Genomic DNA, 21,667 nt, shown 5'->3' on the forward strand with positions numbered 1-21,667 from the left:
AATTCTTAACCTTTAACCAATTGCGTTCCTAACCATGCTGCCATCAAGCAACAGGTTATATTTAAAAAGATATTTAAGATCCCTTTCAACCAAAGCCCTTGCTGCATAAGCAACAAAGTATCCACAGAGAAGGTTGAGAAGGTAGTAAAAGCACCGAGTAAACCGATACCAATTGCAGTTCGCCATAACACTATTTCTATTTGGCCGTGTTCAATTAACGCGTACACCAAACCAAGAAAAAACGAACCAACCACATTGACCAGCAGTGTACCAAAAGGAAAGCCTTTACCAAACCATTGCAGCATCATTTGTGAAAGAAAAAAGCGCATGCACGCACCAACTGCCCCACCTGCAGCGATATAACTATAAATAGCGATACTGTGCGTCATTAATTGCCCTTTTACTGTTTACCATCTAAATCTTTTAGGAAACGTAATTTAGCCTTAATTTTTGTCTCAAGTCCACGTTCAACTGGTTGATAATACTCAGTATCGGGCATTTCTTCAGGAAAATAATTTTCACCGGCAGCATATGCGTGGGGTTCATTGTGGGCATAACGATAATCTTTGCCGTACCCCAAATCAGCCATTATCTTAGTAGGAGCATTCCGTAAATGTGCCGGTACTGGATAATCAGGCTTGTCTTTTACATCAGCCATGGCCGCTTTAAATGCGGTGTAAACGGCGTTACTTTTTGCAGCACAAGCACAATAAATAGTGGCTTGCGCAATGGCTCTTTCGCCTTCCGCTGCACCCACCCTATGGTAAATATCCCATGCATTTAGGCAAACCTGCATGGCCCTGGGATCGGCATTGCCAATATCTTCAGTGGATATCGCTAAAAGTCGCCTTGCTACTGCTAATGCGTCGCCACCGGCGGTTAATATTCTGGCGTACCAATACAAAGCACCATCAGCAGAAGATCCTCGAACGGATTTATGAAACGCAGACAACATGTCATAAAATAGATCTCCTCCTTTATCAAATTGTGAGACTTTTTCTCCCACAGCTTGAGCGACGGTTTCAATATCAACAATGCCCTCTTGCGCAAAATCCACGCTTAGTTCTAAATAATTGAGCAATCGACGAGCGTCGCCGCCAGCCAATTCTATTAAGCGTTTTTGAGCAACTGCATCAATTTGAATCGCTTGATTGCCTAAACCATTCACTTTGTCTTTCAAAGCCTGTTCTATAACCTGTTGTAGGTCTTGATAACTTAATGCTTGTAGAACATAGACTCGGGCACGAGACAACAACGCATTATTTAGTTCAAAAGAAGGGTTTTCTGTGGTCGCACCAATAAATGTCACAGTACCGTCTTCAATAAAAGGCAAAAACGCATCCTGCTGAGCTTTGTTGAAACGATGGACCTCGTCTACAAACAATATGGTACGTTTGCTTTTTACCGCGGCATGCTGCTTGGCGACTTCAATTGCACTGCGGATGTCTTTGACCCCTGAGGTAACCGCAGAAATGCGTTCAATGTGAGCGTCACAATGGCTAGCAATAATCTCGGCTAACGTTGTCTTACCGGTACCTGGTGGCCCCCACAGAATCATTGAATGACAATTGCCGTTCTCTAATGATTTTCGTAACGGTTTATTCGGACCGATAATGTGTTGTTGACCAACGTATTGGTCAACCGTTTTGGGCCGCATTTTGGCCGCTAAAGGTTCAAATGAGGGAGTATCGTTAAAATCCAATTCCATTTTTAGCGTTGATCGTCCAAATCAAAACCATCGGGAATGGTAAAAACGAATTGTTCATCACCGATATTAATATTCTGTTTTACATCTGAGAAAGTTAACTGGCTGGTTTGTTGTTGGCGATCGATAAAACTCAACTGACTCAGCTGATTATTTTCAAATTTTAATTTTAATTCGCTAATTTGCGATTCTGGCGATATTGCAATAATACTGTACACATCATTATCAGCGTAAGTAATAGTAAATTCTGACCACTGCTCATTGCTTGGATTGGTCAATAATACGATGGGGTTGTTGGACACAGAATCGGCTTGGTTAATCGCTGTTACTTGTTCAACAAAAGGGTCTGAATACCATAGTGTTGTGCCATCAGCGACCATCAGGTTTTCATCAGGAGAATTCACCTGCCAAATCATTAAGTTGGGTTGTTTCAATGTCATTTGACCGGAGGATTCTTGCACTAGTTCCCCCTGTCCATCAGTAACTTTTTGTTCGAATGCAGCAGTAAAGGTTTTTAACGATAGTAATTTCTGTTTTAAATTTTCACTGGCATCTGGACTATCGCCTTGGTTCCCATGAGCGACGCTGATACTCGAAAGCATCAAAATTCCAACAAATACGCAGTATGACTTGATTAATTTACTTCTCATTTTGATTAATCCTTTGGTGGCGGTGGTGCTAAAACTTCACGAGTACCATTGTGACCCGCAGCACTTACGACGCCACTTTGTTCCATTTGTTCAACTAATCTTGCTGCGCGATTGTAACCAATTCTGAATTTTCGCTGCACACTGGAAACAGATGCCCGTCTAGATTCAGTAATAAACGCCACGGCTTCATCGTAAAACGCATCAAATTCCTGATCGGCTCCCTCTGGTTGCTCTCCAGGCAGCAAAACTTCTGCACTGCTTTCACCATTGAGTATTTCATCAATATAATTAGGTTCGCCCCGTTTCTTCCAATCTGCAACCACGGCATGTACTTCGTGATCATCAACAAAGGCTCCGTGCACCCGTGTGGGTACGCCTGTGCCAGGAGGTAAATACAACATATCCCCCATTCCCAACAACGACTCTGCTCCTTGTTGATCTAAGATGGTACGAGAATCAATTTTCGACGACACCTGAAAGGCAATACGGGTGGGAATATTGGCTTTAATTAGTCCAGTAATAACATCCACTGAAGGACGCTGTGTGGCAAGCACTAAGTGAATTCCTGCTGCCCTCGCCTTTTGCGCGATTCGAGCAATCAGTTCTTCCACTTTTTTCCCAACAATCATCATCATGTCGGCAAATTCATCAACCACAACGACAATGGCTGGCAATTTTTCTAAATCGGGGGCAACGGTTTCCATACTTTCTTCGAATCGCCACAGTGGATCTTTGATAGGTTGTCCGTCTTCGATAGCTTGTTTAATTTTCGCGTTGTAGCCTTTAAGATTTCTAACTCCTAAAGCTGACATCAATCGATAACGACGTTCCATCTCGCCTACACACCATCTTAATGCATTCGCCGCTTCTTTCATGTCAGTTACCACTTCAGACAACAAATGCGGGATGCCTTCATAGACCGAGAGCTCTAGCATCTTAGGATCAATCATTATCATACGCACATCTTCTGGAGATGATTTGTACAACAAACTGAGGATCATCACGTTGACCCCTACCGACTTACCGGACCCTGTGGTACCTGCAACTAATAAATGTGGCATTTTAGCTAAGTCCACAATCACAGGTTTGCCCGATATATCGGCACCTAACACCATAGTCAGTGGCGAATCGTTGCCTTGGAAAGCTTGGCATGCGATAACCTCACTTAAACGTACCATGTCTCTATTTTTGTTCGGCAACTCTAATCCAATAACTGATTTGCCGGGGATAACTTCAACCACCCGAACGGACATTGCCGACATAGCACGAGCTAAATCTTTAGATAATGCGGTAATTCGACTTACTTTCACGCCAGGTGCAAGGTCTAACTCAAAGCGCGTAATAACCGGACCTGGAAAAACCCCCACTACTTTAGCTTCAATATTAAAATCTAATAATTTTTCTTCCACTAGGCGGGAAACTATATCCAATTCTTCTTGGGTAATGGGGTTTTTAACTTTGTCAGCACGTTCTAACAAGTCAAATGAAGGTAACGGGCCTAAAGAATCATCGACCTCCCCTACTGGTTTTGCATTGCCATTTAAATGAGGTGCTGTGGTGTTTTGTGTTTGTTTAGGTATAGTTTCAGCTTGAATATCAGCCGTGGGCTCTGCCTTAAATGGTTCTGGTTGCTCGGTGTTTTGTTTTTCTTTTTTACCGGTTATTTTCTTTTTAAGCTCAGACACCGACAAAATACTGGGTTTAGGCTCAGGTTTAGGTTGTTCAAATATTTCTTCAGGAATAGTAATCGTTGGCTCTATGGGAGTGGCTCGTTCAGCGGCCTTAAATGTAGTGATCTCTACGTCATTATCACTTGTTTCATTGCTAGCTGATTTAAAAGTTAACCTTGCAATAGGACTTTGTTGAATTAGTTTTGGAGTGCGATATAAAAACAATCCCGACAAAATAGTTACTTCACCTAACTTATCGACGACCGTCACTAAGGAAATGCCAGTGACCAAGGTTATCCCCGTCAACAAAAAGCACAGTAACAGTAATGTAGTACCAACTAAACTAAAGTAAGGAATTAACGAACTACTGATTACGTCTCCAATCATACCACCGGCAGAAAAATGGAAAATATCATCAAAGTTGATACTCAAAATACCTGAAATACCCACTAAAAATAATATTGAGCCAATAATACGTAAGCCAATCGTTAAATAATCAATTTGTTCAATGCGTTTAACTTGCTGAAATAAAAACCAGCCAGTAAAGGCTATTATAAACGGCAAAATATACGCGAAGCGGCCAAAACTAAAAAATAGCACATCGGCAAACCAAGCACCTATAGGCCCTACCCAATTATGGATATTTCCTTGAAATCCAGCCTGAGACCAACTCGGGTCAGCACTATTAAAAGATGCTAAAGCAAGCAGAATAAAAAATGCGAAGGCACATGATAAAATCATGCCCACTTCCATTATTCGTTGTATTCCAGATAGACGCGCCATAAAACTATAATTCAATTCTAGGTATTATTTTTCTACCCATACCTTACCAGTGACAGTGCCAAAATCCTAGTTAATGCTCTCCCATTGAGTGCTATTTACTTCAGATTGATTTTAATTTGAGCAGTATGCTTAACTTCTTCCATAACCACATAAGTTCGTGATTCGCTGACACCAGGTAAACGCAATAATGTATCCCCAAGTAATTTTCGATAACTAGACATATCCGCGACTCTAGCTTTAAGTAAAAAATCAAAGTTGCCAGAAACTAGATGGCATTCTTGAATATCATCATGTTTTCTCACCGCCGTAGAAAATTCTTCGAAAATATCCACACTGGTTTTGCTTAACGTAATTTCCACAAAAACTAACATTGCAGCGCCTAACTTTTGTGGATCAAGTTGTGCGTAATAACCTGTGATATACCCTTGTTGTTCTAAACGCTTAACCCTTTCTAGACAAGGGCTGGCGCTTAATCCAACGGATTTAGCCAAATCGACATTTGAAATTTTTCCATTTTTTTGTAATTCAATCAGGATGTTACGATCGATTCTGTCGAGGTGTTTTGGGGTTTTTACCAGCATTATTTAAAACCGCATATCATTAATTTATCAGTATAATATACTGCATAAAGCATAAAAACAGAACAAAAGTTTTTTTAATGTCGCATATACTGCGTGCCTATTCTTGCAATTCAAAAGGTTGGGTTAAAAATGCTAATTGGAGTTCCTAAGGAAATTAAAAATCATGAGTACCGTGTTGGATTAACACCTGCTGCGACAAAAGAGTTTGTCACACATGGCCACGAAGTACTGATAGAAAACAATGCTGGCGCTTCAATAGGGTTTGATAATGATCAGTATATTGCTGCTGGTGCGGTAATTATTGACACAGCAGAAGAAATCTTTGCCCGTGCAGAAATGATTGTGAAAGTAAAAGAGCCACAACCTAACGAATGTAAAATGCTTCGTGAAGGCCAGACCCTTTATACTTACTTGCATCTAGCACCTGATCCAACGCAAACGGAGCTATTAGTTGCATCTGGCGCAACCTGTATCGCCTATGAAACGGTTACAGACAATAGAAACGGTTTACCTCTTTTGGCTCCGATGAGTGAAGTTGCCGGCAGAATGTCTGTACAAGCAGGCGCTCATTATCTTGAAAAAGCACAAGGTGGTAGCGGCACACTACTTGGTGGTGTTCCAGGCGTAGCTCCAGGTAAAGTACTAGTAATTGGTGGTGGTGTTGTGGGCACTAATGCTGCCAAAATGGCAATTGGCCTTGGTGCTGATGTCACAATTTTAGATCGTTCATTAACTCGTTTACGCGAATTAGACGATATTTTTGCTAACCAAGTGAAAACCGTCTATTCAACCATAGATGCAATAGATTACTATTCGTCAAAAGCCGATTTGGTCGTTGGAGCAGTATTAATTCCAGGAGCGGCAGCACCTAAACTACTTAGCAAAGAACATATTGCTAACATGAAAGAGGGTTCAGTTGTGGTTGATGTGGCAATAGATCAAGGTGGCTGTTTTGCAACCTCAAAAGCTACAACTCATCAAGATCCTGTCTACATCGTTGATGGTGTTGTCCATTACTGCGTTGCTAATATGCCCGGTGGCGTAGCAAGAACATCAACTATGGCATTGAATAATGCAACACTACCTTTCGGTTTGGCATTAGCCAATAAAGGACCAAAACAAGCAATGCTTGATGATGTTCACTTGTTAAATGGATTGAATGTCCATAAAGGCAAAGTAACATATAAAGCAGTGGTTGACGCCTTAGGTAAAGAGTTAAATCTAGAATATATGGACGCACGTGCAGCAATAGAAATGTAATATTGACTATTGCACGTCACACACAAAAAAGCTGCTTTTAAAGCAGCTTTTTTATTGTTTCTAATTTAATTACTCTAAGCAACTGATAGATTAATATCCAATAACGCTCTTAGAGGATCGGCAGCCTGAGTAATTGGTCGGCCAATAACCATGTAATTAACCCCTGCTAATATTGCTTCAGGAGGTGTCATCACTCGCTGTTGGTCACCTTTATCAGACCCTAAAGGTCGAATACCGGGAGTAACCAATAGAAAATCTTTATCTAAGGAGCTTCTCAGAATCGGGGCTTCTTGTGCGGAACACACTACCCCATCTAACCCACAATTTTTTGTCAACTTAGCCAGTCTTAAAACCTGTTGCTCAGGAGAATCTTGTATTCCAATTGCATTAAGTTGACTCTGTTCCATACTGGTGAGCACTGTCACTGCTATCAGTTTAGGTTGGTCCGCCCCTAGTGTAGCTAGTTGAGTTTTGGCGTTTTCCATCATTTTAGGACCACCGGAAGCATGCACATTTAACATCCATACTCCCAAGTCGGCCGCTGCCAAACATGCTTTGCCGACAGTGTTTGGAATGTCATGGAATTTAAGATCTAGAAAAACATCAAACCCCCTGTTAACTAATTCCTTTACAAACTCAGGACCAAAATAGGTAAACATTTCTTTACCGATCTTTAATTTGCATAAATTACTATCAAGTTGGCTAACTAAATTTAATGCTTTGGCCCTGTTATCAAAATCTAATGCAACTATGACTCTTGTATCACTCATAAATCGACTATTCTCCGTCTAACCCTTTAATTGGTTTTACCACACCCCATTTCTTACATGATGGACACAACCAATGTATTTGACGTCCGGAAAAACCGCAACTCAAACAACGATACTTTGGCCGCATTTTAATTTGTTCTTCTACCAATCCTTTAACCATTGTCAGACTCTCACGGGTTTTATCGTCGACTTCGTCTTCAATAAAAAAGCCCATCAGGGTTTTAAAGCCTTTCATGGTTGGCGTTTTTTTCAATTGGTCGAACAATACCGTTTCCGCAGTCTCAGTATTCTCTTTTTTAGCTAACAATTTCACTTTTGCTAAATACGAAGTCGCACATTGCTGCCAATATAAATCTAAAACCGCTTCTAATTGAGCATCATTATTGAGCTTCTCAGCACATTGTTCTAGTTTAGGTACTGCTTCGCTAAACCAACTGATGTCGCGAACAGGCACTTCTTTTAAATAATCGAAGGCTTTTTGATAATCACCCTGTTGAATGGATAGATCGCCTAAAATCAACCAAGGCCTTACCCCGTGTTCATAAGCCGCAATTGCTTTTTGTAGCGATTTTTCAGCTGTTTCATATTTCTCTTGTTTGATCATTTTTAATGCTTGTTCACAATAAAAATGAGAAATACGTATACACAATTCATCGCTATCACCGTGACAATCCATCATACGCTCACCAAGCTCTATCGCTCTATCCCACTCTTTTGTAGTTTGATAGATGCTAAATAGATGCTGTTGGGCGTCTAGGAAATGTTTATCACTGTCCAATAATTCTAAAAAGGCATTTTCGGCGCGCTCTAAAAAGCCCGCCATCATATAATCTTTACCAAGCTCTCGTAGCGCTTGTCTATTTTGCGATTCGGACAATTCTTGTTTACTAACCAAATTCTGGTGCACACGAATAGCACGATCTAACTCACCACGATGTCTGAAGAAATTTCCCATAGCTATATGAGTTTCAACGGTATCACTGTCTAAGCTCATCATTTTCATTAATGTATCAACCGCTTTATCTGGTTGATCAGACAATAAAAAGTTTAAACCTTTAAAGTAATGTCGAGAGAGAATACTGGATTGTTTGCGCTGTGCTTGACGGACGCTATTGCGTCCCATGACATAACCATAACCAGCAGCAACAGGAAGTAATAAAAAAAGTAATTCAAGCATCCAGATTAACTACTTGCAATGTCAGTTGTGCGATTACGTTTCTGTAACCGATTGATGCGCCATTTTAATTTAAGCCAAACAAGTGTGAAAACTAACGAGCTAAATATTACGCCGGCAGCAAAAAAAGACATTAATAAAATTGAGAGGCGCATTTCCATGGAACCCATTAAATAATCAAACATCACGGCTTGATCATTTTTTGCACCTAAAAGTGATGCTACCAGCATGATAATAATGAAAATGATAACGATCAGGAATATTTTCAATCTTAAACCTCAAATTGTTAAGGAAAAACGCTTATTAAGCGGTATCAAAGCTTATAGTACAAAACTATGTACCTAGTTGTCACCCAAACAAAAACGGCACTCTAAAAAGAGTGCCGTTTTTTTAATATAAAATAATCTTAATGTGCCAGACCTTCGTTAACACGTTCACGCAATTCCTTACCAGGTTTAAAGTGAGGAACGTATTTACCTTCCAGTTTAACCGTTTCACCGGTTTTAGGGTTACGGCCAACGCGAGGAGCACGAAAATGCAACGAAAAACTACCAAAGCCACGTATCTCTATGCGATCACCCTTTTGAAGGGTTTGCGCCATTTGCTCTAGCATTTCTTTAATTGCAGACTCAACATCCTTAGCAGGAACGTGACGAGCTTTATCGGCGAGCCTTTCAATAAGTTCTGATTTAGTCATTAGAAATCTCCGTTAATCAAAAATACTTTACCGATGAGACTGACAATCAGGCACTTTGGTTCAAGTGCCTGAGCATAAGTTTTATTCTTCGCCTTTAGCAGCTTTGAATGCTTCGGCCATCGCGTTAGCAAATCCAGCATCATCTGGCTGTTGATTTACTTTTTCGATAGCTTCTTTCTCGTCTGCTTGGTCTTTCGCTTTAACCGACAAGTTAACGATACGGTTCTTACGATCTACGCCCATAAATTTGGCTTCAAGATCATCACCTACATTAACAACTTCAGAAGCATCTTCTAAACGTTCAACTGTCAAATCACCAACACGAACGTAACCATCTACTTCTTCTGCCAAGTTAACCGTAACACCTTTAGCGTCTACAGCGGTAACCTTACCAGTAACGATAGCACCTTTCTTGTTATCTGTCAGATACTTATTGAACGGATCTTCTTCAATCTGTTTAACACCTAGTGAAATACGCTCGCGCTCTGGGTCGACTTGCAATACCACAGCTGAGATTTCATCACCTTTCTTGTATTCACGAACAGCGTCTTCGCCAGTCTTATTCCAAGAAATGTCAGACAAGTGAACTAGTCCGTCGATGCCGCCGTCAAGACCGATGAAGATACCGAAGTCAGTGATAGATTTGATCTTACCGCTAACTTTATCGTTCTTCTCGTGAGACTTAGCAAATTCTTCCCAAGGGTTAGCTTTACATTGCTTAAGACCTAGAGAAATACGACGACGTTCTTCGTCAATTTCAAGAACCATAACTTCAACAACATCACCTAGGTTAACAACCTTAGATGGGTGGATGTTTTTGTTAGTCCAATCCATTTCAGAAACGTGAACCAAACCTTCAACACCGTCTTCGATTTCAACAAAACAACCGTAGTCAGTAAGGTTAGTAACCGCACCTGATAATTTAGAACCTTCAGGGTAACGGTTAGCAATTTCTTGCCAAGGATCGCTGCCCATTTGTTTCATACCAAGAGAAACACGAGACTTCTCTTTGTCGAACTTCAATACTTTAACGTTAATTTCGTCACCAACGTTAACGATTTCACTTGGGTGCTTAACGCGTTTCCAAGCCATATCAGTAATGTGAAGTAGACCGTCTACACCGCCTAGGTCAACGAATGCACCGTAGTCAGTAAGGTTCTTAACGATACCTTTAACTTCATGGCCTTCTTCAAGGTTAGCAAGTATTTGATCACGTTCTGCACTGCTTTCAGCTTCGATAACAGCACGACGAGAAACTACAACGTTGTTACGTTTAGCATCTAACTTGATAACTTTAAATTCTAATTCTTTACCTTCAAGGTGAGTTGTGTCGCGAACTGGGCGAACATCAACTAATGAACCAGGCAAGAATGCGCGCACTGTATTCACTTCAACAGTAAAGCCACCTTTGACTTTGCCATTGATAACACCAATGATGGTTTCTTTTTCTTCGTAAGCTTTTTCAAGTTCTACCCAAGCTTCATGACGCTTAGCTTTTTCTCTGGATAGAATAGTCTCACCAAAACCGTCTTCAACCGCGTCTAAAGCAACATCTACTGTGTCGCCAATGGCTACTTCAAGGACGCCTTCAGCGTTTTTGAATTGCTCTACGGGAATTGCGCTTTCAGATTTAAGACCTGCATCAACAAGAACAATGTCTTTATCAATTGATACGATAGTACCTTTAACGATGGCACCAGGACGTGTTTCAAGTTCTTTTAAACTTTCTTCAAATAAATCAGCAAAATTTTCAGTCATAGATTACTTTAATAGTTACTTTTAAGTGTATCCACGAAAAATCCGATTAACGTGGGGTTGTTGTTCATAACCAGATTAATCCGTTATCTGGCGGGTAGAGCAATTAAAGAGCGCATTGGACACTAAGTTTTGAACCAACAAATTCTTTAACCTTTTCAAGCACTTGCTCTACATTTAAGTGTGTAGAATCAAGCACTAATGCGTCATCAGCAGGTACCAACGGAGCAACACTTCGGTTAGCATCTCGCTCGTCTCTTGCTTTGATATCGGTTAAAAGGCGCGCAATATTAACATCATGCCCCTTATCTTTCAACTGATTGTATCGTCTCTGGGCCCTTTCATCTGCGCTAGCCGTTAGGAATATTTTGGCTTCTGCGTTAGGAAATACTACGGTTCCCATATCACGACCATCGGCAACTAAACCTGGCTCTTCTCGAAAAGCACGTTGACGTCTTAATAATGCTTCGCGAATACGCGGTAAAGAAGCTACTTTAGAAGCAATACTGCCTACCTCTTCAGTGCGAATTTCATGGGTAACATCTTCGCCTTCAAGGATGACTTTACTGTCTTTGTTAGTGGTATTGAAGTTAACATCTAGACTACTGGCTAGAGGAAGCAGAGCATCTTCATCGTCAGGTTCAATTTGATGATGGATCGCGGCAATCGCTAAAACACGATATATCGCGCCACTATCAAGGAAGTTCCAGCCTAGTGTTTTGGCCAATAACGCGCTCACTGTTCCCTTTCCTGCACCGCTAGGACCATCGATAGTGATGACTGGTGATACTTGCATGTGCTCTCCTGAGCTGAGTTAAAAATCGGGCGGAATTATACTCGTTAACGAAACATAAGCAATGCAAGCTATCTAATTAGCAATTAACACATTGATTTGAAACACAATTTTAACATTTCGTTTAATAATAAAGATAACCAAGAGATGACATTAGCCATCTCTTATTCTAGTTACTAGAAAATATTAGTCACTAATGCTGGCAAATCGTTCAAAGTAGTCTGGGAACGTTTTAGCCGTACAACCTGGATCATTTATCACCACAGCAGTATCGCTTAAAGCAACGAGTGAAAAGCACATAGCCACACGATGGTCATTGTAAGTATCAATTTCCGCTTCTTGTAATTTTGCCGGAGCAGTAACCTCAATAAAGTCATGACCTTCTTTTACTTCTGCACCTAATTTGCGCAGTTCAGTAGCCATTGCTGCTAAACGGTCAGTCTCTTTAACCCGCCAATTATAAATATTCGTCATTTTGGTGGTGCCAGTGGCAAACAATGCAGTAGTCGCGATTGTCATAGCGGCATCGGGAATATGATTCATGTCCATATCAATGGCTGTTAATGGTGCTCCTGTGACTTCGATAAAGTCATCACCCCAAGTCACTTTTGCGCCCATAGCGGAAAGCACATCCGCAAATTTAATATCACCTTGAATACTTTTAGCGCCCACACCTGTCACTTTTACCGTGCCGCCCTTGATAGCACCGGCGGCTAAAAAGTAAGACGCTGATGAAGCATCACCTTCCACCAAGAATGTGCCTGGCGATTGATAAGTTTGATTACCTGTTATTTTAAAACTCTGATAGTTGTCATTTTCAACGGTAACCCCAAACTTGGCCATGGTATCTAGGGTAATATCAATATAAGGTTTAGAGACCAATTCGCCAATAATATCAATTTGACTGTCATCAGAAAATAACGGTGCAGCCATAAGTACTGCGGTTAAAAACTGACTAGACACACTGCCATCGACTTGGATTTTGCCACCTGAAAGAGCTTTCCCTTTAATATGTAACGGTGGATATCCATCACTTTTTAGGTAGCTTATTTCAGCGCCAGCCTGAGATAGCGCATCAACCAATGCACCAATTGGACGCTCCTCCATACGAGGTTCACCGGTAAGAACGTATTCGCCATTTGAGGCAGCTAGTGCTGCGCACAACGGACGCATAGCTGTGCCTGCATTACCTAAAAACATTTCTATCTTACTATCGGTATTGAAGACACCATTATTACCTTGGACAATACACTGAGTTTTATCGTCACTAAGTTGATAAGCAACTCCCAACAGGCTCAATGCATCCAGCATATGCCGGATATCATCGCTATCGAGTAAATTAGTTAGCGTGGTTTCACCTTTTGCTAAAGCTGCCAATAAAAGAGCGCGATTAGATAAACTCTTTGAGCCTGGAACATTCACCGTACCTTGTACTTTGGAAATAGGCTCAAGTCTTAGTTGTTGCATGTTTTATCCGTTCCTTTTAGCAAAATCATTCATAAAGTCTATCAACGCTTTTACCCCTTCGATTGGCATCGCGTTGTATATACTGGCACGCATCCCACCAACAATTCGGTGACCTTTTAATGCTTTCAAACCAGCAGCTTCGGACTCTTCTAAGAATAAAGCATCTAATTTTGTATCGGCTAAATGAAACGGCACATTCATGCGCGAACGATTTTGTACAGCCACGCTGTTTGAATAAAAATCGTTGCTATCTATCGCGCTATACAACAGATCAGACTTTTGTTTATTACGCTTTTCAATCTCAGCAACACCGCCCATATCAAGCAACCACTCAAATACTAACCCAGCCAAATACCAAGCAAATGTTGGCGGCGTGTTGTACATAGAGTCGTGTTTTGCGATCAAACCGTAATTAAGAATGGAAGGGGTTTCCACACGAGCTTTGTCTAACATGCTGTTATGCACAATGACCACAGACAATCCCGAAGGACCAATGTTCTTTTGCGCTCCACCGTATATAACGGCATAGTTATTGACGTCAATTTGTTTGGACAGAATATTCGACGACATATCAGCGACAATAGGTACCCCTTGAGTATCAGGCACTTCGTTTATTTCAATACCTTCGACTGTTTCATTAGGACAGTAATGAAAGTACGCCGCTTTATCGTTTAACTGCCAATTACTTTGGGATTGCACTTGCGTTATGCCGTCTACCACTTCTACGCCACCCACGACATCAGCAGTTAAATAGTTTTGCGCTTCATTAACCGCACCTTTAGACCAAGAGCCGGTGACCAAATGATCAGCATGGTCACCCACTGCAGATAGATTCAAGGGTACAGCTGAAAACTGCCCTCTTCCGCCGCCATGGGTAAATAGTATTTGATAATCATCAGGAACTGCCAGTAGCTTGCGCAAATTATGAGTGGCACGCTCAGCAACCTCTATATAAGCTTTGCTGCGATGGCTCATTTCCATCACCGAGCACCCTTGATCTTGCCAATTAATAAACTCTTGTTGTGCTCGCAACATAACATCAGTAGGTAACATCGCAGGACCTGCACTGAAATTATAAGTAACTGCCATAATTTGATTTTCTCCCGAAAAAAAACGAGCGGAATAAGCCACTCGTTTTAAGTATGATTAAAAACTAGCGTTTAAGATTCTACTCAGTAGCGTCAGAGTCTGGTTGTCCAGCGTCATCGTCTGCAACTTCAGCTTGTTCAGCTTCTACTGCATCTTCGCCTTCTAATAGCTCTAAATCTTCTGCTTCAATCTCTTCTATCTTCTGTAAGCCCACTACATGTTCGTCTTTGCCAGTGCGGATTAGTCTGACACCTTGAGTATTTCTGCCCACGGTAGAGACTTCATCAACACGTGTTCTAACCAAAGTACCTTGGTCACTGATCAACATAATTTCTTGACCTTCGAACACTTGCACTGCACCAACCACTGCACCATTACGCTCAGAAACCTTGATAGATACAACACCTTGTGTTGCACGGCTCTTAGCTGGGTAGTCAGCAATAGGAGTACGTTTTCCGAAACCATTCTCAGTTGCGGTTAAAATCGCGCCGTCACCTTTAGGTACAATCAGTGATACCACTTTTTGGCCTTCTTGCAACCGGATACCGCGAACACCTGTGGCCGTTCTGCCCATTGGACGCAGCGCTAACAACTCTTCACCCGTTTCAGGGTCACGTTTTACTTCACCGGTTTCAGAATCACGTTGTTTTTCGTTAAAACGAACTACTTTACCTGCATCTGAGAACAACATAATGTCGCTTTCACCGTCTGTAATATCAACGCCAATTAATTCATCACCTTCGTTTAAGTTGACCGCAATGATACCGTTTGAACGAGGACGTGAATATTGAGAAAGTGCGGTCTTTTTAACTGTACCGTTTGCAGTTGCCATTAATACAAATTTACCTTCTTCAAATTCTTGAATTGGTAAAATAGCAGTAATACGTTCACCTTCTTCTAGTGGAAGAATATTAACGATTGGACGTCCACGAGCGTTACGACTAGCGAATGGTAATTGATATACTTTCAACCAATATAAGCGGCCACGGGTTGAGAAGCACAAAATATGGTCGTGGGTATTAGCAACCAATAACTTTTCAATGAAGTCTTCGTTCTTCATTTTAGTCGCAGATTTACCTTTACCACCACGTCGCTGCGCTTCGTAGTCAGAAAGTTTCTGATACTTCACGTAACCTTCACGAGAAAGTGTCACTACTACATCTTCACGTTCGATAAGATCTTCCATGTCGATGTCGTGTGTAGCGGCGGTAATTTCAGTGCGTCTTTCATCACCATATTCGTCACGAATTAACTCAAGCTCTTCTCTGATCACTTCCATCAAACGTTCTGAACTAGACAAAATGCGTAATAGTTCAGCGATAACGTCTAATAGATCTTTATATTCAGCTAAGATTTTGTCGTGTTCTAAACCTGTTAGTTTATGTAGACGTAAGTCCAAAATTGCCTGAGCTTGCTGCTCAGTTAAGAAATATTCGCCTTCGGAAATACCGAATTGAGGTTCAAGCCAATCAGGACGAGCCGCATCATCACCAGCGCGAGCTAGCATTTCAGCCACATCACCTAACGCCCAACCACGAGCGACCAAAGATGCTTTAGCGTCACTTGGACTTTGCGAGGCTTTAATTAACTCGATGATTTCATCGATATTAACCAGGGCAATCGCTAAACCTTCAAGGATATGGGCACGGTCACGGGCTTTTTTCAACTCATAAACCGTACGACGGGTAACCACTTCTCTGCGATGCAGAACAAAGGCTTCTAAAATGTCTTTTAGATTAAATACGCGAGGCTGGTTGTTATCCAAGGCTACCATATTAATACCAAATACAGTTTGTAACTGTGTTTGAGCATATAAATGGTTTAACAGTACTTCTGCTGATTCATTGCGTTTCACTTCAACAACAATACGCATACCGTCTTTATCAGACTCGTCACGTAAAGCAGATATACCTTCTATTTTCTTTTCTTTTACCAGTTCAGCAATTTTTTCAATTAACCTTGCTTTGTTAACTTGGTAAGGAATTTCGTGCACGATAATGGTTTCTTTACCGCTATCTTCAGTTTCAATCTCAGCGCGTGCGCGCATGTAGATTTTACCGCGACCTGTGCGATACGCATCATCAATGCCTTTACGACCACTGATTAATGCTGCAGTTGGGAAATCAGGACCTGGAATGTGAGTCATGATTTCTTCGATGGTCATATCGGGATTATCGATAAGTGCGATACAGCCATTCACAACTTCAGTTAAGTTATGCGGTGGAATATTAGTCGCCATACCTACCGCAATACCTGAAGAACCGTTAACTAATAAGTTAGGTACGCGGGTGGGTAGTACGTCTGGAATATGTTCTGTACCGTCATAGTTAGGTACAAAATCAACGGTTTCTTTTTCTAAATCGGCGAGAAGTTCATGGGCTATTTTAGCCATTCTCACTTCGGTATAACGCATCGCAGCTGCGGAGTCACCGTCAACAGAACCAAAGTTACCTTGGCCGTCAACTAGCATATATCGCAAGGAAAATGGCTGCGCCATACGAACAATGGTGTCGTAAACAGCAGTATCACCGTGAGGGTGATATTTACCAATCACGTCACCTACTACACGAGCGGATTTTTTGTACGGTTTATTATAATCGTTTTTCAACTCATTCATGGCGAACAATACGCGGCGGTGAACAGGTTTTAACCCATCACGCACATCCGGTAGTGCACGTCCAACAATGACACTCATTGCATAGTCGAGGTAAGAATTTTTAAGTTCTTCCTCTATATTAATGGGGAGAATTTCGTTGGCATTGTCTGTCATATACAGCCTTGTCCCTAAATTATTATCTGAATCTACTGATGAAACTGGTCAAGTCAGTTTGAAAAGTTCGACTTCACTTATAGTTATAGTGGGTTCTAAATCGACTGTAGATTCTACCACCGAGAAAACAAAATAAATAGCCGTGATTAGCTTATATAGTGTGCAATCAAACAATTATTTAGCATATCTTCGGGTATAAAGGTCTGGTTATCTAAATTAATGACAGCTTATAATAGCAAACAGATGAAAAAGGAGTGAACAATGACCAATCAAAACGTAGACGCTGCAGAAATAGATAAGTTTTCGGCTTTAGCGTCTAGGTGGTGGGATTTAGAAGGTGAATTTAAGCCTTTGCATGAAATTAATCCGCTAAGAGCAGATTACATTCAGCAACGGACTAACGGGGTGTTCGACAAAAGCATTATTGATGTTGGATGCGGCGGCGGTATTTTATCAGAGTATTTAGCTAAGCAAGGAGCACAAGTTACCGGTATTGATATGGCTTCTGAATCCTTAGAAGTAGCGCGACTTCACGGTTTAGAATCCGGTGTAAAAGTAAGCTACCAACAAATCACTGCTGAACAAATGGCTGAGCAGCATGCCAATCAATTTGACATCGTGACTTGTCTTGAGATGTTAGAGCATGTGCCAGATCCGGCCTCAATTGTACGAGCTTGTGCTGCGTTAGTTAAGCCTGGCGGTGATGTGTTTTTCTCCACATTGAATCGAAACCTGAAATCCTATTTGATGGCTATTGTTGGCGCAGAAAAAGTGTTGAACCTGGTTCCTAAGGGCACCCATGAGTATGAGAAGTTTATCCAACCCTCTGAATTATTAAGTTGGGTCGATAGCACAGATTTAATCACTAAACACATGACAGGTTTGCATATGAACCCCTTTTCCAAACAATATTACCTTTCTGAACAAAACGTTGATGTAAATTACATTGTGCATTGCCAGAAAAGTGAAGTGTAAAGATGGTCTCGAAAAACAATTTATTTAATGACAAGTACGCTGGCATTTTATTTGATTTGGATGGCACCTTGTTAGACACCGCGGCTGATTTGGGTAATGCCCTTAATCATGTGCTTGCCCATTATGATCGCCCAGCCTGCCAGCCTCAGGAATACCGCTGTGTTGCATCAGACGGTGCCCTTGGTTTGTTAAAATTGGGGTTTGCAGAGGATTTTGAAGCCCTGTCAAAGCAAGCGTTGCAGAAATGCAGACAAATGCTTCTTGACCATTACGAACAGAATGTTTGTGTTGATACAACCTGCTTTGAAGGGGTTGAAGATAGCTTAGAGTTTCTGAATCAAAATGCTATTCCTTGGGGGATTGTCACTAACAAACCTGGATTTTTAACCACGCAATTACTGACCCACTTCCCAATTATGCAAAGTTGCGGGATTATCATCAGTGGCGACACTTATATTAAACGTAAACCCCATCCTCTGCCGCTTTTAGAAGCCGCCAGAGTGCTTGAATTGAATCCACAAAATACCTTATATGTTGGTGACGCGCTTAGAGATATTGAAGCCGCCCGTAACGCAAATATGGTTAGTGTCGCGGCGCTCTATGGTTACATTAAAGATCAACAAGAAGTGGTTAATTGGAAAGCAGACTTTGAGATAAGTCAGTTCAGTCAGTTACACGATCTAACCTAGGCACAAAATTCATCAAATTTATGTCACTCTCACATTTCATAAATGAACAGGGGGAAGCATAAAGAATACCAGATATAGTGACAGTTGAGATTTTAAACACTATATATCGTGATATTCTAAAAATAGATTTTGTCCTTCAAAAATAATTTAACTTTTTAATTTAATCTAAAATTTGCTTGCATTCGGCTTAACTCATTCGCTAATGCAGCTTCTAAGTTAGTCAATACTAACATATCAATTGGTTGAGTTTTTTTGGCGATAAAACCACCACATATTGGGTTGCAAATAGAGGTAAACACCTCTATCTTGTGCTCGTCACATTTTTTCTAACTATTCTAAAAAATAACCGGAAGTAAACGCTTTTCAATGCGATCAATTTACTCCATGAAGTGTGGCTAGAATTTAAAACGTTAATATACAAAAACAATGTGTTCGTTAAATTTTATTTTTCAGAGCATGGGGCGCTAATTATCTTATACGGCTATCAAATACATGAATAACTCTCTAAATGTCACGAAACGCGATGGTGAACGTGAAGTCTTAAATTTGGACAAAATTCACAAAGTCATAACTTGGGCGGCCAAAGGCCTAAAAAATGTTTCAGTTTCTCAAGTTGAAATCAAAGCTCACATTCAATTTTATGATGGTATCAAAACCGAAGACATTCATGAGACCTTGATCAAATCAGCAGCAGACTTAATTTCTACTGATACACCTGATTATCAATATCTTGCAGCTCGTTTAGCCGTTTTCCATCTGCGTAAAAAAGCCTATGGTCAGTTTGAACCACCTACTTTGCTTACTCACGTAAAAGAGATGGTTGCTAAGGGAAAATATGACCAACACATTTTAGAAGACTACTCAGAGCAAGAGCTGAATGAACTAGATCAATATATGGATCATTGGCGCGACATGAACTTCAGTTATGCAGCAGTTAAACAACTGGAAGGCAAATATTTAGTTCAGAATCGCGTGACCGGTGAAATCTACGAAAGTGCCCAATTTTTGTATATTTTAGTGGCAGCGTGTTTGTTCGCTAACTATCCAAAAGACACACGTTTAGATTATGTAAAACGTTTCTATGATGCCACATCATTATTTAAAATTTCTTTGCCTACGCCAATTATGTCGGGCGTTAGAACCCCTACCCGTCAATTTAGTTCTTGTGTATTGATAGAAGCTGGCGACAGCCTAGATTCGATCAACGCGACTGCCAGCGCGATCGTAAAATACGTTAGTCAACGAGCTGGTATCGGCGTAAATGCTGGGCGTATTCGTGCTCTAGGCAGTGAAATTCGCGGTGGTGAGGCTTACCACACCGGTTGTATCCCATTTTATAAATACTTCCAAACCGCGGTGAAAAGTTGCTCTCAAGGTGGTGTTCGAGGCGGCGCAGCAACCTTATTTTATCCGGTATGGCACTTAGAAGTAGAATCTTTATTGGTACTTAAAAATAACCGCGGTGTTGAAGAAAATCGAGTTAGACATCTCGATTACGGTGTTCAGTTTAATAAACTTATGTACACACGCATGATCAAGGATCAACATATCACGCTGTTCAGCCCCTCCGATGTACCAGGGCTTTATGATGCCTTCTTTGCGGATCAAGATGAGTTCGAAGCTTTATATGTTAAGTACGAACAAGATGATTCTATTCGTAAAAAGAAAATCAGAGCAGTAGAGTTATTTAGTTTATTTATGCAAGAGCGTGCAAGTACAGGGCGTATTTATCTGCAAAATGTTGATCACTGTAATACTCACAGTCCATTTAATCCGAAACTTGCACCGGTTAGACAAAGCAACTTGTGTTTGGAGATTGCCCTTCCAACCAAACCTTTACAGCACATTAACGACGAAAATGGCGAAATCGCACTTTGTACCTTATCTGCATTTAATCTCGGCGCAATTGAAAGCCTTGACGAATTCGAAGAAATGGCTGACTTAGCGGTACGCGCTCTGGATAGCTTGTTAGACTATCAAGATTACCCAGTCCCTGCTGCATACCGTGCGTCAATTGATAGAAGAACCTTGGGTATAGGTGTCATTAACTTTGCTTACTACTTGGCTAAAAATGGCAAAAAATACTCAGATGGAAGTGGTAATGCGCTAATACACAGAACCTTTGAAGCCATGCAGTATTATCTTCTTAAAGCTTCAAATAACCTAGCTAAAGAAAAAGGTGCTTGTCCTAAGTTCAATGAAACCACCTATTCACAAGGTATATTGCCCATTGATACCTACAAAAAAGATTTGGATAAGGTATGTGACGAGCCACTTCATTACGACTGGGAATCCTTGCGTAAAGAAATTGTTGAACACGGGCTGCGAAACAGTACGTTATCAGCATTAATGCCGTCAGAAACGTCTTCACAGATATCCAATGCGACAAATGGTATAGAGCCACCTCGTGGGCATATTAGTATTAAATCCTCAAAAGATGGCGTACTCAAACAAGTGGTACCTGAATACGATAGATTGAAGGAGCAATACGAATTGCTTTGGGATATCAATTCCAACGATGGTTACCTGCAATTATGCGCCATCATGCAAAAATTTATCGATCAAACGATTTCTGCCAATACGAGTTACGATCCTGGTAAATACGAAGGCGGAAAAGTACCTATGAAATTGTTGTTAAAAGACTTATTAACCACTTATAAATTGGGTATTAAAACCTTGTATTACCACAATACACGAGATGGCGCTTCTGACACTTCACAACTTGAATTGAAAAAAGAAGTCGCTACACCTTTGGCTCAAGAAGTTGTCTTGGAAGAAGATGATGATTGTGCCGGTGGTGCATGTAAGATCTAAACCAAAAACCAAGTTTGGTGGCGTA

At 41.0% G+C, this 21,667-nt stretch carries 17 protein-coding genes; 4 read left to right on the forward strand and 13 right to left on the reverse strand.

What is annotated here, in order from left to right; genetic code table 11:
* Positions 1-5 precede the first annotated feature (5 nt).
* The 5 genes from crcB to lrp form a co-directional block, all read right to left on the reverse strand.
* The gene (crcB, locus tag VUI23_RS11070; RefSeq protein ID WP_216046683.1) at positions 6-389 is read right to left on the reverse strand and encodes a fluoride efflux transporter CrcB; all 384 of its coding nucleotides are present in this window, start codon (positions 387-389) and stop codon (positions 6-8) included.
* 11 nt (positions 390-400) lie between these two features.
* Positions 401-1,708 carry a replication-associated recombination protein A gene (locus tag VUI23_RS11075; protein WP_342804406.1) on the reverse strand — a complete coding sequence of 436 codons (1,308 nt, stop codon included), beginning with the start codon at positions 1,706-1,708 and terminating at the stop codon, positions 401-403.
* Positions 1,709-1,710: 2 nt separating this feature from the next.
* Complete coding sequence (gene lolA / locus VUI23_RS11080) at positions 1,711-2,355, reverse strand: outer membrane lipoprotein chaperone LolA (RefSeq protein WP_252728704.1); 645 nt, start codon at positions 2,353-2,355, stop codon at positions 1,711-1,713.
* Between the two features lie 5 nt (positions 2,356-2,360).
* Positions 2,361-4,808, reverse strand: coding sequence for a DNA translocase FtsK 4TM domain-containing protein (locus VUI23_RS11085; protein WP_342804407.1), 2,448 nt, complete (start codon positions 4,806-4,808; stop codon positions 2,361-2,363).
* 95 nt (positions 4,809-4,903) lie between these two features.
* Positions 4,904-5,389: a leucine-responsive transcriptional regulator Lrp gene (gene lrp, locus VUI23_RS11090; protein WP_216046686.1), complete on the reverse strand. Its 486-nt coding sequence runs from the start codon at positions 5,387-5,389 to the stop codon at positions 4,904-4,906.
* Between the two features lie 129 nt (positions 5,390-5,518).
* Here lrp and ald point away from each other — a divergent pair, with 129 nt between their 5' ends.
* Positions 5,519-6,649 carry an alanine dehydrogenase gene (gene ald, locus VUI23_RS11095; RefSeq protein WP_342804408.1) on the forward strand — a complete coding sequence of 377 codons (1,131 nt, stop codon included), beginning with the start codon at positions 5,519-5,521 and terminating at the stop codon, positions 6,647-6,649.
* Between the two features lie 74 nt (positions 6,650-6,723).
* Here the strand turns inward: ald and pyrF are convergent, their stop codons facing one another.
* The 8 genes from pyrF to gyrA form a co-directional block, all read right to left on the reverse strand.
* Positions 6,724-7,419 (reverse strand): orotidine-5'-phosphate decarboxylase, encoded by a 696-nt coding sequence (gene pyrF / locus VUI23_RS11100; protein ID WP_342804409.1) that lies wholly within the window; start codon positions 7,417-7,419, stop codon positions 6,724-6,726.
* Positions 7,420-7,426: 7 nt separating this feature from the next.
* On the reverse strand, positions 7,427-8,596 hold the full coding sequence (gene lapB, locus VUI23_RS11105; RefSeq protein ID WP_303501519.1) for a lipopolysaccharide assembly protein LapB: 1,170 nt from the start codon (positions 8,594-8,596) through the stop codon (positions 7,427-7,429).
* Between the two features lie 403 nt (positions 8,597-8,999).
* On the reverse strand, positions 9,000-9,290 hold the full coding sequence (gene ihfB / locus VUI23_RS11110) for an integration host factor subunit beta (RefSeq protein ID WP_216046691.1): 291 nt from the start codon (positions 9,288-9,290) through the stop codon (positions 9,000-9,002).
* An 81-nt stretch (positions 9,291-9,371) separates the two neighbouring features.
* Positions 9,372-11,048: a 30S ribosomal protein S1 gene (rpsA, locus tag VUI23_RS11115; protein ID WP_216046692.1), complete on the reverse strand. Its 1,677-nt coding sequence runs from the start codon at positions 11,046-11,048 to the stop codon at positions 9,372-9,374.
* Positions 11,049-11,151: 103 nt separating this feature from the next.
* Positions 11,152-11,841: a (d)CMP kinase gene (cmk, locus tag VUI23_RS11120; protein ID WP_216046693.1), complete on the reverse strand. Its 690-nt coding sequence runs from the start codon at positions 11,839-11,841 to the stop codon at positions 11,152-11,154.
* Positions 11,842-12,024: 183 nt separating this feature from the next.
* Positions 12,025-13,305: a 3-phosphoshikimate 1-carboxyvinyltransferase gene (gene aroA / locus VUI23_RS11125; protein WP_216046694.1), complete on the reverse strand. Its 1,281-nt coding sequence runs from the start codon at positions 13,303-13,305 to the stop codon at positions 12,025-12,027.
* A gap of 3 nt (positions 13,306-13,308) precedes the next feature.
* On the reverse strand, positions 13,309-14,394 hold the full coding sequence (gene serC / locus VUI23_RS11130) for a 3-phosphoserine/phosphohydroxythreonine transaminase (protein ID WP_303501524.1): 1,086 nt from the start codon (positions 14,392-14,394) through the stop codon (positions 13,309-13,311).
* Positions 14,395-14,473: 79 nt separating this feature from the next.
* Positions 14,474-17,164: a DNA topoisomerase (ATP-hydrolyzing) subunit A gene (gyrA, locus tag VUI23_RS11135; protein ID WP_216046696.1), complete on the reverse strand. Its 2,691-nt coding sequence runs from the start codon at positions 17,162-17,164 to the stop codon at positions 14,474-14,476.
* A gap of 261 nt (positions 17,165-17,425) precedes the next feature.
* Between gyrA and ubiG the strand changes: the two genes are divergently transcribed.
* The 3 genes from ubiG (at position 17,426) to nrdA (ending at position 21,642) form a co-directional block, all read left to right on the forward strand.
* On the forward strand, positions 17,426-18,139 hold the full coding sequence (ubiG, locus tag VUI23_RS11140) for a bifunctional 2-polyprenyl-6-hydroxyphenol methylase/3-demethylubiquinol 3-O-methyltransferase UbiG (protein ID WP_342804410.1): 714 nt from the start codon (positions 17,426-17,428) through the stop codon (positions 18,137-18,139).
* 2 nt (positions 18,140-18,141) lie between these two features.
* Positions 18,142-18,828 carry an HAD-IA family hydrolase gene (locus VUI23_RS11145; RefSeq protein ID WP_342804411.1) on the forward strand — a complete coding sequence of 229 codons (687 nt, stop codon included), beginning with the start codon at positions 18,142-18,144 and terminating at the stop codon, positions 18,826-18,828.
* A gap of 492 nt (positions 18,829-19,320) precedes the next feature.
* On the forward strand, positions 19,321-21,642 hold the full coding sequence (gene nrdA / locus VUI23_RS11150; protein ID WP_303501531.1) for a class 1a ribonucleoside-diphosphate reductase subunit alpha: 2,322 nt from the start codon (positions 19,321-19,323) through the stop codon (positions 21,640-21,642).
* The last annotated feature ends 25 nt before the right edge of the window (positions 21,643-21,667 follow it).

The sequence above is a fragment of the Alteromonas sp. M12 genome (assembly GCF_037478005.1).
Lineage (GTDB): Bacteria > Pseudomonadota > Gammaproteobacteria > Enterobacterales > Alteromonadaceae > Aliiglaciecola > Aliiglaciecola lipolytica_A.